At 68.7% G+C, this 18,840-nt stretch carries 3 protein-coding genes; all 3 read right to left on the reverse strand.

The features are described 5' to 3' along the window. Nucleotides 1-5: 5 nt before the first annotated feature. Genes C4F17_RS27700 through C4F17_RS27710 form a run of 3 tightly spaced genes read right to left on the reverse strand, consistent with a single transcriptional unit; the run spans nt 6 to nt 18,837 of the window. On the reverse strand, nt 6-7,940 hold the full coding sequence (locus tag C4F17_RS27700; protein ID WP_106937750.1) for a non-ribosomal peptide synthetase: 7,935 nt from the start codon (nt 7,938-7,940) through the stop codon (nt 6-8). Beyond that, entirely contained in the window at nt 7,937-15,736 is a 7,800-nt protein-coding gene (locus tag C4F17_RS27705) for a non-ribosomal peptide synthetase (protein ID WP_106937751.1), read from the reverse strand. Before C4F17_RS27705 ends, C4F17_RS27700 begins: the two co-directional genes overlap by 4 nt. Further along, the gene (locus C4F17_RS27710) at nt 15,733-18,837 is read right to left on the reverse strand and encodes a non-ribosomal peptide synthetase (RefSeq protein WP_234383099.1); all 3,105 of its coding nucleotides are present in this window, start codon (nt 18,835-18,837) and stop codon (nt 15,733-15,735) included. The genes C4F17_RS27705 and C4F17_RS27710 overlap by 4 nt, the downstream gene beginning before the upstream one ends. Between the last annotated feature and the right edge of the window lie 3 nt (nt 18,838-18,840).

Here is an 18,840-nt window from a genome sequence, read left to right on the forward strand (position 1 = left end):
GTTCCTCAAGCTGCCGTTGCAGCAGCACTGCCGGCCTTGCCGACAGCAACACAGTGCCGCACCACTTCCTCGAGTTGCGCACCATAGCCCTGCGCCAGGCCCTCGATGGTCGATGCACGGAACATCTCCTGGCTGTAGATCCAACTGATGGACAGCGTGCCGTCGAACACTTGGCCGATGATCTCGATCCAGTTCGGCAAGGCGCCTCGCGCGTCCCGCTCCGCCCCCGCGGATTCGCCACTGGTCGGCGTGAACGCCGATTCGCCGCCGAAGGTCTGATCGAACTGCCCCAGGTAGTTGAAGGTGATGCGCGGCTCGACCGCCGACAGCGAGGCGCGCACGTCCTCGTCGGCATGCAGGTAGCGCAGCGCGCCGAAGCCCACGCCCTTGTTGGGCACCGCGCGCAACGCGGCACTGACCTGGCGGATCGAATGCGCCACGCCCAGTTCGCCTGTCGGGTCACCACCCGCCAGTCGCACGGGGTAGGCGCTGGTGAACCAGCCCACGGTACGGCTCAGGTCGAGATCGGCGACGTCGCCCTCGCGCCCGTGGCCTTCCAGCGTGATGAGTGTCTTGGAGCGCTGTGTCCAGCTCGCGATCGTTCGCGACAGCGCGGCCAGCAGCAGGTCGTCGATGGCTGTGCCGTAGGCCGCGGGCGCGACGCGCAGCAGGTCTTGCGTGGTCTGCCGGTCTAGCCGCACGTGCGCCACCGCCCGGTCGCTGAAGCGCGCCGGCACTTGCGGTTCATCGCGTGGGATGTCCTTGCTGTCCGCCAGCTGCAGCTGCCAGTAAGGCAGTTCAGCCGCCAGCGCCTTCGATAGCGCCCACTGCTGCATGTACAGGGCCCAGGCCTTGTACGCCGCCGTCTTCGCGGGAAGTACGGGCTCGCCGGACCGCGCCAGTTGTTCATAGAGCGACTGCAGGTCTTCCAGCAGAACGCGCCACGATACGCCGTCGATGTTCAGGTGATGCACGACGATCAGCAGCCGCGCGCTTCCGTCGACGTGGCGCATGCAGGCCACGCGCCAGACCGGCCCGGCGGCAAGGTCGAGGCTGCGCTGTGCCAGTTCCGCTTCGCGCTCGATGTCCCCGGGGCTGGCGACGTCGCGCAGCCAAAGGACGTCGTGCGCGCCGTTCCTCGCTTGCGCGGCGTCGTCCGCCGCGTCGTAGGCCTGCACCCATGTGCCGTCCGCACGGCGGGCATAGCGCATGCGCAGCGCGTCGTGATGCCGTTGCAGAAGGTCCACGGCGCGGCGCAGGCGCGCCTCGTCCAGCCAGGTCTCGCTGCGCAGCAGCACCGATTGGTTGAAGTGGTGGCTTGAAGGAAACTCCTGCGCGAAGAACCACCGCTGGATGGGCAGCAGCGGCAGCATGCCATCCGCTTCCACCTGAATTCGCGGCTGCTCTCGCGCCGTGTTCAGTGGCGCCTGGTCTTGTTGTGACATCAACGCCTCGATGGTCTGGTGGCGAATCAGGTCACGCAACCGCAGTTCCAGCCCCAGCTTCGCGTTGCGCACACGCGAAATCACCTGCAGGCTGAGAATGGAGTCGCCCCCGAGTTCGAAGAAGTTGTCGCAGATTCCCACGCGCTCGACGCCCAGCACTTGCTGCCAGATGGCGGCCAATTGCCGCTCGACTTCGTTGCGCGGCGCCCGAAAGGCACCCTCGGCCTCGAAGGCGGGCGCCGGGAGCGCGGCGCGGTCGAGCTTGCCGCTGATGAGTCTCGGGAGTTTCTGCAGCACCATCACGCGCGCCGGCATCATGTAGTCGGGCAGGCGCTCGGCCAGTTGCGCACGGATGCGCTGCGCGAGCGCCTCGGGCGCCGCGCCTTCCGCGTCGACGACATACGCGACCAGTTGTCGACCCGACGCGCTCTCGTGCGGCACCACGGCGGCGTCGCCCACGCCTGCAACCTCGCGCACGCGTGCCTCGATCTCGCCCAGCTCGATGCGAAAGCCCCGTATCTTCACTTGGTGGTCCGCCCGCCCGATGTACTCGATGTTGCCGTCTTCCAGCCAGCGCACCAGGTCGCCGGTGCGGTACAGGCGACCGCCCGCGCCGTCGAACGGGTCGGCGACGAAGCGCTCCGCCGTGAGGGCCTGGCGCCGCAGGTAGCCGCGTGCCAGGCCGTAGCCGCCGATGTACAGCTCGCCAGTCACGCCGTGCGGCACCGGTTGCATGTCGGCGTCCAGCACGTGGGCGGTCCGTTCGCCCACGGGCCGCCCGATCGGCGCATAAGCGCAGTCGAAGGTCCGGGAGGCGTCGGCTTTCCAGATCAGCGGTGTCACCACGGTCTCGGTCGGGCCGTATCCGTTGATCAGAATGCGTGGCTTGAGCGTGCGGCACACCTTGTCGTACGCCGCCTTGGGCATTGCCTCGCCACCGAACACGTACAGCTCCACCGGCGGTGCGTCATCGCGCGGGCTCGCCCAGTCGGCGATCTGCCCAAGATAGGCCGGCGGAAAGGCCGCGTTGGTCACGCCGTAGCGATGCAGCGCCTGGTAAGTCTGTTCCGCGGTCCACAGCTCGTTGTCGCGCAGTGCCAGGCCGGCGCCGACGCACAGCGGCGTTAGCCAGCGCTCATGCGCGCCATCGAAAGAGAACGACATGAAGTGGAGTTCGCACGATTGCGGCGTCATTCCATAAATGCGGGCGGTGGCCAGGCAATGCATCGACAGTGGCCCGTGAGTCACGGCCACGCCCTTGGGCATGCCGGTAGAGCCCGAGGTATAGATCACGTACGCCAGGCTGTTGGCATGCACCGGCTGGTTCGGGTCATGCGTGGCCGAGGCGCCCAGCGTGAGGTCTTCCAGCACGGCGAGCGGAAGCCCGAGCTCGGCCGGGAGTTTCGGCAAAACCGCACGGTGTGTGAGAAGCAGCGCCATGCCGCTGTCGCGCACCATGAAGGCCAACCGATCGGGCGGATAGGCCGGGTCGAGCGGCACGTAGGCGCCGCCCGCCTTGAGCACCGCCAGCAGGCAGACAATGCTGTCGAGCGACCGCTCGAGCGCCACACCCACCAGCGTGTCGGCCCCTACGCCGCGGGCGATCAGATGATGCGCCAGGCGGTTGGCTCGTGCGTTGAGCGCGGCATAACTCAGCTCGTCGTCGCCGCACAGCAAGGCAATTGCCTCGCCGTTCTTCGCTGCCTGCTCTTCGATGAGCCGGTGCACGGCGACGTGAGGTGCGGCGCCCCACGCGGCCTCGTCGCGGCCGAGCGCCAGGAGGGCCGCATGCGCCTGCTCGTCGAGCCATGACAGCTCACCAACCGGCCGGTGTGCATTGGCGGCCAACTGCATCAGCAGATGTTCCATCTGCCGACGCAGGCCGACAACGAAGGCGTCGTCGAAATCGCTGCGGCCGTAGCAATACTCGATCTCCAGCGTGTCGTCGAGCACCACCTGCAAGTCCATTGCGTAGCCGGTGAGCCCGCCCACGGTTGTTTCTCCGAACTGCGGTCCGTAGCGGCCCAGGTCGCGCATCGCGCGGTCGATGGGCGCATTCTCGAACACGATGATGCTGTCGAACAGTGGCCGGCCGGCCGAGCCGGTCCAGCGCTGGATGTCCGCGAGTGCGGCATGTTCGTACTCGCGCAGTCGCAAGTTGGTGCCTTGAACATCGCGCAGATACTCGCCCACCGTACGCCCCGCCTGCCGCGACAGGGGCACCGGAATTGTGTTGATGAACAGCCCCATCATGTCGTGAGCGTCTTGGAGCGCGGTCGGCCGCCCAGCGACGGTGGCGCCGAACACCACGTGGTCGCGGCCGGTCTGGCGCTGCAGCAACAGCCCCCAAGCGGCCTGCACCAGCGTATTCACCGTCACGCGCTCGTGCTGCGCGAAAGCCTGCAATGCAGCAGTGCGGGCGCGGTCCAACCGCGTGTAGATCTTCTCGAAGCCATCGCGCGCCGGATCGCGCCGGCCCCCTTCCGCCAGCAACGTGGGACCGTCCTGTGCGGCCAAGGCCTGCGTCCAGAATGTCTCGGCGGCTTTCGTGTCCTGCTGCTGAAGCCAGCGCACGTAATCGCCGTACACCGGTGGCCTTGCATCCAGGGCCTCCCCGGCATAGGTGCGCAGCCATTCGCCCATGAGGCGCGAGTCGGTCCAACCGTCGGACAGGATGTGATGGCGCGTCCAGACCAACTGGTACCGGTCGTCTTCCAGTCGGATCAGCGCCACGCGCGACAACGGCGGGCGCATCCAGTCGATGGGCGCGGCCAGCGCCTGTTCCTCGTAGGCGGCCAGCCGTTGCACCGTGTCAGCTGAACCTGCGTCGCCGGCCCCATGGGCGCTGCGCCAATCGAACTGCTCCACCTCCGACGCCACCTGCCGGAACACCAGCTGCAGCGGCCGCGCCATGCCTTCTCGCCACAGGAATCCGGTGCGCAGAATGGCATGACGCTCGACCATCGCCTTCCAGGCCCGTGCGAAGCGGTGCGGCTCTATCTGGCGCACCTCCACGCTCAGCTGGTTGACGTAAAGGCCCGAGCCGGCCGAGGCCATCGAATGCAGGAGCATGCCCTCCTGTGTGGGGGCGAGCGGATAGACGTCCTCGATCTGCGCGGCATCCAGGTTCAGTGCGTCGAGGGTGCCTGCGTCCAGGAAGTCCTGGAGCCGGCCGTGCGGCAGCGTCATGGGTGGCGCGCCGTGCGGCGGCACATTGGCCATGGGCTCGGCCAACGCGGCGAGGCGCTCGACGGTCTGCTGCTCGAACATCTGGCGCGGCGTGATCGTCCAGCCGGTCGCGCGCATGCGCGCGACGATCTGCAGGCTGAGGATGGAATCGCCGCCGAGCTCGAAGAAGTTGTCCGTGCGGCCCACGCGTTCGACGCCGAGCACCTCGGCCCAGATGGCCGCAAGCTGCGCCTCGGCCTCACCCTGGGGAGCTTCGTACGCGCCGGTCGCACCCCGTTCCGGCTTCGGCAACGCCTTGCGGTCGATCTTGCCGTTGGCGTTCAGCGGCAGTGCATCGAGCACCACCAGTGCCGAGGGGATCATGTAGTCGGGCAGCACCGTGGCCAGACGCGTCTTCAGCGCCGCCGGCTCCAGAGGCTGATTCGCCTTCAACGACACATACCCCACCAGCCGTGCGCCCCCGGGACCGTCGTCGGCGATGACCACCGCCTCGCGCACCTCGGGCTGCACCAGCAGCTGCGCCTCGATCTCGCCCAGCTCGATCCGGAAGCCCCGGATCTTCACCTGGTGGTCGATACGCCCCAGGTACTCCAGCTGGCCGTCCTCGCGCCAGCGCACCAGGTCGCCCGTGCGGTACAGCCGCTCGCCCGTGTCGCCGAACGGATCGGCGATGAAGCGCTCCGACGTGAGAGCGCTCTTGTCCAGATAGCCGCGCGCCAGCCCGATACCGCCCAGGTACAGCTCCCCACCCACGCCCTGCGGCACGAGGTTCAGGCCGGCGTCCAGCACGTAGGTCTTCGTGCCCGCGATCGGACGGCCGATGGCCACGTGGTTGCGCCCGTCCGCCTGGCAGGTCCAGTGCGTCACGTCGATGGCCGCTTCGGTCGGGCCATAGAGGTTGTACAGGCCCGCGCCCGGCAGGCGCTCGAACACCCTGGCCTGCGCCTCGGCGGGCAGTGCCTCGCCGCTGCACACGATGCGCTTGAGGCTCGTGCAGGCCTCGATGCCTTCATGGGCCACGAAGGCCTGCAGCATCGAGGGCACGAAGTGGATGGTGGTGACGCCGTGGCGGCGGATTGATTCGACCAGCCTGCCCGGCTCGCGGTGATCGCCCGGCTGCGCGACCACCAGACGTGCGCCCTGCATCAGCGGCCAGAAGAACTCCCACACCGACACGTCGAAGCTGAAGGGCGTCTTCTGCAACACCGTATCCGTCTCATCGAGCGAATACGCGTCCTGCATCCAGGCCAGACGGTTGTAGAGCGAGCGGTGGCGGTTGGACGCCCCCTTGGGCCGGCCGGTGGAGCCGGAGGTGTAGATCACATAGGCCAGGTGTTCGCCGTGCAGGGGCACCGAAGGGTTGTCGTGGCGTTCGGGAACATCCAGCGCATCGAGCGTGAGCAGCCGAACGTGCGCCGCGGCCGGCAAGGCGTCCATCAGGTGCGCCTGCGTGAGCAGCAGCTTCACGCCGCTGTCCTGCAGCATGTAGGCGATGCGCTCGTGCGGGTACTCCGGGTCGATTGGCACGTAGGCGCCGCCGGCCTTCATGATCGCCAGCAGCCCCACCACCATCTCCACGCTGCGTTCCACCGCAATGCCCACGGGCATGTCGGGTGTCACGCCCAGGCCGATCAAGTGGTGCGCCAGCGCGTTCGCCTTGGCGTTGAGTTCGCCATAGCCCAGCGACCGGTCGCCGAACACCAGCGCCACCGCGTCGGGCGCGCGCGCCGCCTGCGCTTCGATCAGCCGGTGCACCGGTGCTTCGTATGCCGCCTGCCGTGCATTCACGCCCCACTGCGACAACGTGGCCCGCTCGGGTTCGCCCAGCACGTCGATGTCTTCCACCGCCAGCCCAGGGTCTTCCGCCAGCGCCCGCAGCACCGCCACGTAGTGCGCGCCCATGCGGGCCATCGTGGCCGGCTCGAACAACTCGGCCGCGTAGGTGAACACCACCTGCACGCCGCCCTGTGCGTCTTCCGAGGTGTCGAGCATCAGCTCAAACTGCGCGGCCAGCGCCTCGACCTCGTAGGCCCACATCTGCAGTCCGGGCACAGCGGCTGGCTCCTGCAAGCCATCGCGCTGATGGTTGTGCGCCACCTGGAACAGCGGACTCTGCCCGACATTGCGCTCCGGTTGCAACGCCTCCACCAGTTGCTCGAACGGCAAGTCCTGATGCGCCTGCGCGCCCAGCACGGCAACGCGCGCGGTGGCCAGCACCTGTGCCAGCGGCGTGCGGCCAGTCATCACGCTGCGCAGCACCTGCGTGTTGACGAAGAAGCCCACGACCCCCTCGGTCTCGACCCTGTGGCGGTTGGCGATCGGCACGCCCACGCGAATGTCGGCCTGCGCCGAGTGCCGGTGCAGCAGCACCTGGAAGCCCGCCAACAACGCCATGAACAATGTCGCGCCTTCCGACGCGGCACGCCGGCCCAGCGCCAGCCCCAGGCCCGGCGGCAGCACGAAGCGGTGCCTTGCGACGCGGTAGCGCCCGTCGGCGCGGCGCGGGTGGTCGGTGGGCAACTGCAGCACGGGATGCTCGCGGCCGAGCTGCGCCGTCCAGTAGCCGAGCTGGTGCTCGGCTTCGCCGGCTTCGAGCCATTGCTGTTGCCATGACGCGTAGTCGGCGTACTGCACGGGCAGTTCCGGCAGCTCGGGCGCCTGCCCCTGGGAGAACGCGCGGTAATACGCCCAGAACTCGTCCACGCAAAGCCGCATCGACCAGCCGTCCGACACGATGTGGTGCATCACGACCACCAGCACATGCGCTTCGCCTGCCAGGCGGATGAGCGACACGCGCAGCAGCGGCCCCGCGGCAAGGTCGAAGGGGGTGCCACAGGCACGGCGGGTTTCCTCGCGCGTCGCGGCTTCGGCGTCGCCCGCCGGCAAGCCGCTCAGGTCCACCGTGCGCAGTCCGAAGGTACTTCCGTCCCTTATGCATTGCTCGCCCTGCCCATCCTCGCTGGTGCGAAACACCGTGCGCAGCGACTCGTGCCGCTGCACCAGTGCCGAGAAGCTGGCGCGCAGCGCCTGTTCGTCGAGCCGGCCGTTCAGCCGCAGCGCGCCGGCGATGTGATAGGCGGTGTCGTCGGGTGCCAGCTTCCAGAGGAACCACTGGCGCGACTGCGCGTAGGAGAGCGGATAACAGCGTGGATAACGCGCTGTCGGCGCGGCCTCGCGGCGCAGGATCGGGAACTGGCCCATGGCCATTCCTTCGGCGCGGATCTTCCGGTACACCGCGCGCCGCTGCTCCGGTGCAAGCCGGGAAAAGCGCTCGGCAATACGCCGCACGTTCGAATCGGTCGTCACATCGTCTCCAGACTGTCGATGAAGGAATCAATCTCGGACAGCGCTTGCCCGGCGGTCGCCTGCTGGCCGCGATCGTCCAGCAGAGCCGCCAGCCCGGCGAGCACTGGCGCCTGGAATGCGTCGACCACGCTCAATTGGCGTTGCATGGCGGCCTGCACGCGCGCAACCATCTGCATGGCCAGCAGCGAGTGGCCTCCGAGTTCGAAGAAGTTGTCGTTCCTTCCCACGCGTCGAGCGCCGAGCACTTCGGCCCAGATCGCGGCGAGCTGTGTTTCCAGCGCACCGCTCGGCGCCTCGAAGGCATCGCCGCTGTGCCATTGCGGTACCGGCAGCGCGTTGCGGTCGATCTTTCCGTTCGCGTTCAGGGGCAGCGCATCGAGCACCACCAGTGCAGAGGGCACCATGTAGTCGGGCAGCGCGGACGCGAGGCGCACGCGCAACGCGTCCGCATCAAGGCTGGCGGGCGACACATGCGCGACCAGGCGCGCGCCGCCAGGGCGGTCGTGCGCCACGACGATGGCCTCCCTCACGCCAGGCTGGGCCAGCAGCAGCGCCTCGATCTCTCCCAGTTCGATGCGGAAGCCCCGGATCTTCACCTGATGGTCGATGCGTCCCAGGTACTCCAGCTGGCCGTCCTCGCGCCAGCGCACCATGTCTCCCGTGCGATAGAGGCGCTCTCCGTCGTCGCTGAACGGGTCCGCGACGAAGCGCTCCGAAGTGAAGCCCGCGCGGTTCAGGTAACCGCGCGCAAGCATCGCACCGCCGACACACAGTTCACCGGCCACGCCCTCCGGAACCAGCTGCAGGCTGGCATCGACCACGTGCAAGGAGCGGCCAGGCAGCGGGCCGCCGATGGGCATTTGCGTCGGCAATGGCAGTTCGCCGGCGACATAGGGGGTGCAATCGAGCACCGAGGCCGTCACCGTCGCTTCGGTCGGGCCATAGGTGTTCAGCAACTTGACATGCCCCAGCCCCGCGTCGCGCCAGGCATTGATGCCCTCCGGTGGCATGGCCTCGCCACCGGCATGCACCTGCCGCAGCGCACCCCAGTCGCGGGGGCGCTGCCGGGAAAAGTCCTGCGCCATCAACAGCCAGTAGGCGGTGGTGAGGTCGGCCACGGTGATGCGCTGGCCAACGATCTCGCGGTGCAGCCGCGCGCTGTCCCACAGATCGGTGCCTCGCAACACCACCGATGCGCCTGCCGCCAGTGGAGGAAAGGTCTGCTCGACGAATCCGTCGAAGTTCAGCGTGGAAAACTGCAGCATGCGTTCCGACGGCGCCAGACCGAAGAGGCCGATGGAGGCCCGCACATGCGCCGACAGCGCGTGGTGCGCAATGCCCACGCCCTTGGGCCTGCCGGTGGAGCCCGAGGTGTAGATCACATAGGCAAGGTTTTCGCCATGCAAGGCCACATCCGGGTTGTGCTGCGACTCGCGGCTGGTGTCGAGGGCGTCGATCTCCAGCAGCGCCGTTGAGCCGGAGACCGCGAACCTGGACTTCAACGCGCGTTGCGTGAGCAGCAACGTCATGCCGCTGTCCTGCACCATGTGTTCGAGCCGTTCGGCCGGATAGTCCGGATCGAGCGGCACGTAGGTGCCGCCGGCTTTCAGCACGGCAAGCAGCGCCACGAGCATGCCGATGCCGCGTTCCAGTGCAATGCCGACTCTCACGTCCGGCTCCACGCCCGAAGCAATGAGCCGGTGTGCGAGCTGGTTGGCCCGCAGGTTCAGTGCCGCGTAGCTCATCAGGTGTTCGCCGCACAGCAGCGCGGGCGCTTCCGGCTGCGCCTCGGCCCGGCGCTCGATCAGGCGGTGTACCGGCGCAGAGGCAGGCCATTTCGGATCGTTGATGGCGCGCAAGGCCAGGCGCTGCTTCTGCCCCGCACCGAGGAGGTCCAGTTCACCCAGCGGCCGCAGGGGGTGCGACAGGCTGTCGGCGAGTGCCTCGACGAGCCGCTCCATGCAGGAGACCAGCATGTCGATGCACGCGGCGTCGAAGCGGTCGCGCGCATAGGCAAAACCCAGCATGAGTTCTTCCCCCTGCTGCTGTACGGTCAGCGTCAGCGGGTAGTGCGTTTCTTCGCACTGTGTCACCCGCTCGAAGCGCAAGCCGCCCGGCGCGGCCTGCTTCAGCGCCTCGTCGATCGGGTAGTTTTCGAACACCAGGATGCTGTCGAACAGCGCCTGGCCGCTTTGCCCGGCCCAGCGCTGTATGTCGTACAGCGGTGTGTGCTCATGCTCGCGGGCGTCGAGGTTGCGTGACTGCAGCGCGCGCACCCATTCGCTCGCCGGGCACCCGGGCAGCGGCGTTGCGACGACCGGCAGGGTGTTGATGAACAGGCCGAGCATCTGTTCGGCGCCCGGCAGTTCCGAAGGACGGCCCGCCACCGTGGCGCCGAAGACCACCGTGCGCTGTCCCGTCACGCGGGACAGCAGCAACGCCCAGGCGGACTGCATGAGAGTGTTGAGCGTCACATGCCCGCGACGTGCCGCGTCCTGCAACTGGCGCGTGCGTTGCGTGCCGAACGACAGGCTGCGGTGGCCCTGCCCCCGCCCTTGATCCGGATTCAGTTGCTGGCCACGGTCCGCCGCGCGTGGCAGCACATCGGCCAGCAGCGTGGGCGCGTCCAGCGGCGCGAACTGTTCGCGCCAGAAGGCTTCGCTACGGCGACCATCACGCAGCGACAACCATGCGATGTAGTCGCGGTAGCGGGCCGGTACGGACCTTGCCGAGTCAGGCTGGCCGGCGTAGCGCCTAAGCACTTCGCCCATCAGCCGCGAACTGCTCCAGCCGTCCAGCAGCAGGTGATGCACGGTCCAGAGGAAGTGATGGGTGTCGTCGTGCGTACGCACGAGCACCAGGCGCATGAGCGGCGGTCGGGCCAAGTCGAACCCGGCTACCCGCTCGGCATCGGCCATCGCGTCGAGAGCCTGCGGCAGATCGGCGAGTCCGCGCCAGTCGTGCTGGGCCAGCGGCAGCGCGGGACGGCGTGCCACCCACTGCATCGGCTCATCGCCCTGGAAGAAGCCGCTGCGCAACGCCTCGTGGCAGTCGAGCACGGCTTGCCAGGCATGCAGGAAGCGGCCTGCGTCCAGGCCCTGGATGTCGACCCGCAACTGGTTCACGTAGCTGGCACCGGTCGGATCGAGCAGGCTGTGGAACAGCATGCCCTGCTGCATCGGTGAGAGCGGGTACAGGTCGTCGAGCTCGGCCGCTTCCAACGGCAGAGCGTCGAGTTGCTGCTGCGTGAGCGCGGCAAGCGGGAAGTCCGAAGGTGTCACGCCACGTGCGCCGCCGGTGCAATGGGCGATGAGGCCTTCCAACTCCTGCTGAAACCGCTCGGCCCAGCGCTGCACCGTCGCGCGCTCATAACGTGCCCGGCTGTAACCAACGCTCAGGCGAAGCTCTCCGTCTTGGACCTGGCCATTGACGGTGAAGGAATGCGAGAGTGGTGCCGCCCCGTCGGTCGACGCACCGGGCGACTCACCCGCCAAGTGCCAGGGCCCCTGCGCATCCAGGCTGCCGTCGAGCTGGCCGAGGTAGTTGAAGACCACCTGCGCCCTGGGCAGTGCCGCGAGCGCGCGGCGCTGGCCGTCATTGCCCATGTGCTTGAGCACGCCGTAGCCGATGCCGCGGCCAGGGACGCGCCGCAGTTGTTCCTTCGCGCGGCGCAGCGCGTCGCCCGGGGTGCCGAGCGGGTCGAGCAGCACCGGGAACAGGCTGGAGAACCAGCCAACGCTGCGCGAAAGGTCGAGCTGCACGAAGAGGTCTTCGCGTCCATGGCCCTCCACATCGACCAGCACGCGCTCGTGACCGCTCCAGTCGCACAGCGCGCGGCCGAGCGCCGTCAGCAGTACATCGTTGATCCGGGTACGGTAGGCGGCGGGTACGTCCTTGAGCAGCGCCTGGGTATGCTCGCGGTCCAGCCGCAGCTCGACGAACTCACGCGTCGCCGCCGTGTTGACGCCGTGCGGGTGGTCGCAGGGCAAGGTGACGGGGGCGTCGGCCAGCGCCTGCCAATAGGGCAGTTCGGCGTCGAGCGAAGCGGCGCGCGCCTGCAATGCCAGTGCCCAGTCCTGGAAGCTGCTGCTCTTGGCGGGAAACGACGGCAGCCGGCCTTCAAGACACTGCGCGTGGGCGCGCTGCAAGTCCTGGAGCAGCACGCGCCATGACACGGCGTCGACCACCAGGTGATGGATGGCGAGCAACAGGCGTGCGCCGCCGTCCGCCACCTCGATGGCAAGCGCACGCAGCATGGGGCCGCGGGCCAGGTCGAGGCTGCGTTGTGCCTCTTCGCACAGCGCTTCGATGGCGCCGGCGTCGCGAGCCTGGCGCACCCACAGCAGGCGGCCGGCAGGCGAGGTTTCGGCGGGCGAACACGCCTGCCGCCACTGGCCGTCTGCGCCCTGCACGAAACGCAGACGCAAGGCATCGTGGTGCCGCACAAGCGCCTGCAGCGCGGCTTCGAGTGCCACCGGGTCGAGTCGCTCACGGCTTTGAAACAGCAGCGCCTGGTTCCAATGATGGCGGCAGGGAATGTCGGTGGCGAAGAACTCGGCCTGGAACGGCAGCAGCGGCACCATGCCCTCGACCGTGCCCCCCACTCCCGCCTGCGCTGTCACCGCATCCTCGGGCTCGGCCACCTCCGCGAGTTCGGCGATGGTCTGCCGGTCGAACATCTGCCGTGGCGTCAGCTTCCATCCGGCCGCGCGAAGCCGGGAGACGATCTGCAGGCTGAGGATGGAATCGCCGCCGAGTTCGAAGAAGTTGTCGTGCCGCCCGACCGATGCCACGCGGAGCACCGCAGCCCAGATGCCGGCCAGAACCTGTTCGACGCCCTCGGCGGGTACCTCGTGCAAGCCGCTCAGCGGCCGCTCGGGTCGAGGCAACGCCTTGCGGTCGATCTTGCCGTTGGCGTTCAGCGGCAGTGCATCGAGCACCACCAGTGCCGAGGGGATCATGTAGTCGGGCAGCACCGTGGCCAGACGCGTCTTCAGCGCCGCCGGCTCCAGAGGCTGATTCGCCTTCAACGACACATACCCCACCAGCCGTGCGCCCCCGGGACCGTCGTCGGCGATGACCACCGCCTCGCGCACCTCGGGCTGCACCAGCAGCTGCGCCTCGATCTCGCCCAGCTCGATCCGGAAGCCCCGGATCTTCACCTGGTGGTCGATGCGCCCCAGGTACTCCAGCTGGCCGTCCTCGCGCCAGCGCACCAGGTCGCCCGTGCGGTACAGCCGCTCGCCCGTGTCGCCGAACGGATCGGCGATGAAGCGCTCCGACGTGAGAGCGCTCTTGTCCAGATAGCCGCGCGCCAGCCCGATACCGCCCAGGTACAGCTCCCCACCCACGCCCTGCGGCACGAGGTTCAGGCCGGCGTCCAGCACGTAGGTCTTCGTGCCCGCGATCGGACGGCCGATGGCCACGTGGTTGCGCCCGTCCGCCTGGCAGGTCCAGTGCGTCACGTCGATGGCCGCTTCGGTCGGGCCATAGAGGTTGTACAGGCCCGCGCCCGGCAGGCGCTCGAACACCCTGGCCTGCGCCTCGGCGGGCAGTGCCTCGCCGCTGCACACGATGCGCTTGAGGCTCGTGCAGGCCTCGATGCCTTCATGGGCCACGAAGGCCTGCAGCATCGAGGGCACGAAGTGGATGGTGGTGACGCCGTGGCGGCGGATTGATTCGACCAGCCTGCCCGGCTCGCGGTGATCGCCCGGCTGCGCGACCACCAGACGTGCGCCCTGCATCAGCGGCCAGAAGAACTCCCACACCGACACGTCGAAGCTGAAGGGCGTCTTCTGCAACACCGTATCCGTCTCATCGAGCGAATACGCGTCCTGCATCCAGGCCAGACGGTTGTAGAGCGAGCGGTGGCGGTTGGACGCCCCCTTGGGCCGGCCGGTGGAGCCGGAGGTGTAGATCACATAGGCCAGGTGTTCGCCGTGCAGGGGCACGTCGGGGTCGACGCTTGGACCCGTCTCCAGGTCCAGCAAGTCCAGTTCGATCGTCTGCACGTCCTCGCGCACCGGGATCGCACGCGCGATGTGGCTCTGGGTGAGCAGCAACGAGACGCCGCTGTCCTCGAGCATGTAGATGATGCGGTCTTGCGGGTACTCGGGGTCGATGGGCACGTAGGCGCCACCGGCCTTCAGGATCGCCAGCAGCCCCACCACCATCTCCACGCTGCGTTCCGTGGCAATGCCCACCTTCGTGTCGGGCCGCACGCCGAGCGCGATCAGGCGGTGCGCCAGGCGGTTCGCGCGTGCTTCGAGCTGCGCGTAGCTCAGCGACACATGCCCGAACACCAGCGCCACCGCTTCCGGCGTGCGCCTGGCCTGCTGGCCGATCAGGCGGTGCACGGGATCGGCGCAGGCGCGATGCGGCAGGTTCTCGCTCTGACGCATCAGTTGTGCTTGCTCGCCCTCGCTGGTCAGCACGAGCTTGGCGAGCACGCTGTCAGGCTCGGTCGCGAGGGCTTCAAGCACCCGCAGATAGCGCGCCACCAGACGTCGCGCGGTGCTTTCCTCGAACAGGTCGGTGTTGTATTCGAGGCGGCCGCGAACGCCCCGCGCGTCGACATAGAAGTCGAGCGACAGGTCGAATTTGGCACCCGCGTCGTCGAACTCCTCGATTTCGGCGCGCACGCCCTCGAGATCGAATGCCACCGTCTCGCCAGCCATCTGCACGCCGAACATCACCTGGAACAGCGGGCTGCGCGCCGGGTCGCGCCGGTCCGTGCGGCTCGCGAGCAGCACCTCGAAGGGCAGCTCGGCATTGTCGAGCGCCGCCAGCGCGTCGGCGCGCACCTGCCGGCAGATCTCGCGCAGGCTCTGGCGCGGCGACAGCCGCGCGCGGAACACCTGGGTGGTCACGAAGAAGCCGAGCAGCTCGCTCACTTCCTCGTGCTGGCGTCCGGCGTTGGGCACGCCGACGGTAAAGTCGTTCTGGCCGCTGGAACGGGCAAGCAGCACCTGCCATGCCGCGAACAAGGCGACGAAAGGCGTGCATTTCTCGGCGCGGCAGAACTTCTGCACGGCGAGCGCGAGCGCTGGCGGCACATCGAAGCCGAGCGCGGTTCCAGCGAAGCTCTTGCGCGAGGGCCGCGCGCGGTCGGTCGGCAGGTCGAGCACCGGAACCTCCGGACCCAGATGCCGGTTCCAGTGCGCAAGCTGGCGCTCCAGCGCGCCGCCCTCTACATTCGCGCGCTGCCACACCGCATAGTCGGCGTACTGCACGGCAAGCGGCGGCAGCCTGACCGGGCCGGCGCTGTGCAAGGCAAGGCGGTAGGCCTCGGCCAGATCGCGCGCGAGGATCGGGTTCGACCAGGCGTCGGACACGATGTGGTGCAAGCAGACGGCAAGCACATGCCGTTCATCTCCCAGCTTCACGAGGCACGCGACCATCGCGGGCGCCACGCCCAGGTCGAACACATGCCCGGCCGTGCGTCGCACGGCCTCGTCCAGCGGTGCCTTCTGCGCTTCGACGTCCAGGCCCGACAGGTCGATGCGCTCCACCGCGAACGGCGCGTCGGCCTGAACGCTCTGCATTGGCACACCGTCCTGCTCGAAGAAGCGGGTTCGCAAGACGGAATGGCGCGCGATCAGTGCCTGGAAGGCACGCTCCAGCGCGCCCGCATCGAGCAGGCCGGCCAGCCGAAAGACGCGAGGCAGGTTGTAGGCCGTGAGCCCCGGTTCGAGCTTCTGCAGAAAGCACAGCTGCTCCTGCGCATAGGACAGGGCCACGGCGTCGCCCTCGGACACGGTGCGGGCGATGGTGGGATGAATCAGGGAATGGGTCATGCGGTCTCGCTCATGTGTTCTTCGGGCCGCCTGTGGGCCTGCGCACGCTGCTCGAGCTGTGCGGCGTCCTCGCTGCCTTCGCGCAGCGCGGCCGCCAGCGCCGCCGGCGTCGGATGGTCGAACACCACCCCCGCCGCCACCTCGACCTGAAGCAGCTTGCGGATGCGCGCGACCAGCTTGATGACTTGCAGCGAGTGCCCGCCGAGTTCGAAGAAGTCGTCTTCCACGCCGATGGGGCCGCTGCCCAGCAGCGAGGCCATGCCGTCGGCGAGTACCGCCTCGAGCGCGTCGCGCGGCTCGATGCGGGCCTTGTCTGCGCGAGCGGCAGGCGCGATCGCAGACAGCGCCAGCCGGTCGATCTTTCCGTTGGGAAGCCGGGCAAAGGCATCCGTGGCCATGAAGGTCGCCGGCACCATGTGCGCGGGCAGCAGCTCGGCCAGCCGTTCGCGCAAGGCGCGGCCATCGGCGAGCGCCGCATCGGCGACAAAGAAGGCGGACAACGTGGTCGCACCTGCGGCATCCGGCACCGCAAGCACCACTGCCTGGCGCACGCCCGGTTGCGCCAGCAGCACCGCCTCGACCTCGGCCGGCTCCACGCGGAAGCCATGGATCTTCACCTGGTGGTCCGCACGCCCCGCGAGGCGGATGCCGCCTTCGGCCAGCACATACGCCAGGTCGCCTGTGCGATACAGGCGCTGGCCCGGGTTGAAGGGGTCGGGCACGAAGGCGTCGCCCGCCGCACGGTTCAGGTAGCCGCGGCACAGCTGCGCGCCACCGACGTAGACCTCGCCCAGCGCGCCAGCTGGCACGAGGCCCAGCGCCCCGTTGAGCACATGCACGCGGTTGTTCGCGAGCACTCGCGTCAGCGGCAGTTGCTCGGGCACCTGCCTGTCGGCGGGCACCGCGTGAACCATCACGCCGACCGTGGTCTCGGTCGGGCCGTAGTGGTTGTACACGGCGCACTGCGGCGCAAGCCGCGCGATGCGCTCGACAAGCGCGCGCGGCGCGGCCTCTCCGCCCAGCACCAGCGTGCGCGGCAGGCAAGGCGATGCGCATTCGAGCAGCGCCTCCAGGTGCGAAGGCACGATCTTGATCGCGTCGATTTCATTGTCGGCCATGAAGCGGGCGAAGGCGTCTGCGTCCTTCACCTCGTCTTCGGCCGCCACCACCAGGCAGGCGCCGTTGAAGAAGGCGGCGAAAAGCGCCGTGTTGCCCAGGTCGGCGACGACCGAACTGGTGAGCGCCCAGCGGCGGCAGTTGCCGAGCTTCATCGCAGCCGAGGCGGCGGCCACATAGTTCAGCAGATGCCCTTGCTCGATGGCGACGCCCTTGGGCTTGCCCGTGGACCCGGAGGTGTAGAGCACGTACGCCAGGTCCTTCAGGGCGATGCGATGTGCAGGCGCCGCATCCGTCGTGCCGTCGATGGCAGGCAGCATGGCCGCATCGAGCACGATTGCCGGCTGCGCGTCCGCGAGCACGGCCGCACGGCGCGCCTCGGGCCATTCGGGCTCCAGCGGCAAGTAGGCGGCACCCGCGCGCCAGGCGGCGAAGATCGCCACCGGCAGTTCGACCGAGCGCGGCAGGTTGAGCGCGACGATGGAACCGGGCGTTACGCCCTGTGCAGTGAGCCAGTGTGCGAGCCGGTCGATGCGGGCATCGAGTTCGCGGTAGCTCAGGCGCTGGCCGCCCGCTTCGAGCGCGGGGGCATCCGGCGTGGCCTGCGCCCAATGCGCGATGCGGTCGGCCACGGTCTGCATGCCCGCATCGATGCGTTCGCCGCAACCCTGCGCGAGCAACAACTCACGTTCTTTCGGCCCGACCAGCGACAGCGCTTCAACCGGCGCATCGGGCTGCGCGGCAACGGCAACGAGCAGCGTGACGAACTGCAGCAACAGGCGTTCCAGGACCGCCCGGCCGTAGCGGGCGGCATCGGCGTGCAGCGACAGCACCGCGCCTTCTGCCTGCCATGCGGCCTGCAGCGCGAGTTCGAAACAGGGCATCGGTCCGGGCAGCCCGATGAGGTGCCACCGCGCATCGGTGCCGTGAGGCGGCCTCACCACGTGCGAGGCAAAGCCGACGACGGTGTGCGTCGAGATGGGCGGCGCATCGACAGGCCAGTATTCCTGCGCATCGACATGCGCCGCCAGCGCGGCGTCGAACCTGCCGGTCCAGCCTGCGAAGGACTCGCCCGGCGCCACCTCGACCATCACCGGCAGCACCTTGTCGAACACGCCGACCGCGCCTTGCATGGGTTCGTAGTCTCGCCGGCAGTCGTGCTGCCAGCCGCCGATGAAACGGCCGGTACCGCTCAACCTGGCAAGCAACAGCCACCACGCCGCGTGCAGCAGGGTCTCGGGCTGTGCGCCGAGCGCATCGGCACACGCGGCCACGCGGCCTGCGAGCGCTGCGTCTACAGCAATCGAAACACGATGGCGCGAGGCCTCTCCCTGCGCAGCACGGAGCCGCTCATGCAGGCGCGGCGGCGGGAGGGCCGAGGCGTCGGCCACGAGCCGCTGCCAGTAGGCACGTCCCTGCGCCGCATCGTCGCCTTCGAGCAGGTCCTGCCGCCATTCGACGAAGCGCGCGTACTGGAAGACCTCCGCCGGGTCGAAGGCGCCTTCGCCCGAGCAGGCCGTGGCGATCTGGCCGAAGAGGTTCTGAAGGCTTTCCCTGTCCGCCGCCAGCGGGTTGACCGAAAGGCCCAGCATGTGTCGGGTCTCGCCCGTGCGCACAACGGCGGCGCTGACGAGTTCCCCGCGCTCAGTGGCGAGCGGCTCGGCGTTGAAGGCGTCGAACCAGGCGTCCAATGTGCCGTCGTCCGCCTCGCTGAGGTCGGCCAGCTGCCATTTCAGCGGCGGCACCACGTCGAGAGACTGTTGCCGCAGGCCCCTGTAGCCCGGCACCGGGCAGATGGCCATGCACAGGGCACCGTGCGCGCGCAGCACACGCTCCACGGCGAGGCGCAGGCGCCCCGTGTCCAGCGGGCCTTCGATGCAGGCTCGCAAGAGCAGGCGCTGTGCGCCGGCGGACACCGCGCGCTGTTCGGGAGAAAGGGGGAACGTGGCTTCGAGACTGTCGTTCATCGCGTTCATCGCGTTCATCGC

Origin of the sequence: Variovorax sp. PMC12 (assembly GCF_003019815.1) — a bacterium.
Classification (GTDB): Bacteria; Pseudomonadota; Gammaproteobacteria; order Burkholderiales; family Burkholderiaceae_C; genus Variovorax.

What these genes read in the sequence shown, in the direction of transcription:
- C4F17_RS27710 (WP_234383099.1), bottom strand. Translation starts at nt 18,837, where the DNA reads ATGAACGCGATGAACGCGATGAACGACAGTCTCGAAGCCACGTTCCCC.
- C4F17_RS27705 (WP_106937751.1), bottom strand. Translation starts at nt 15,736, where the DNA reads ATGACCCATTCCCTGATTCATCCCACCATCGCCCGCACCGTGTCCGAG.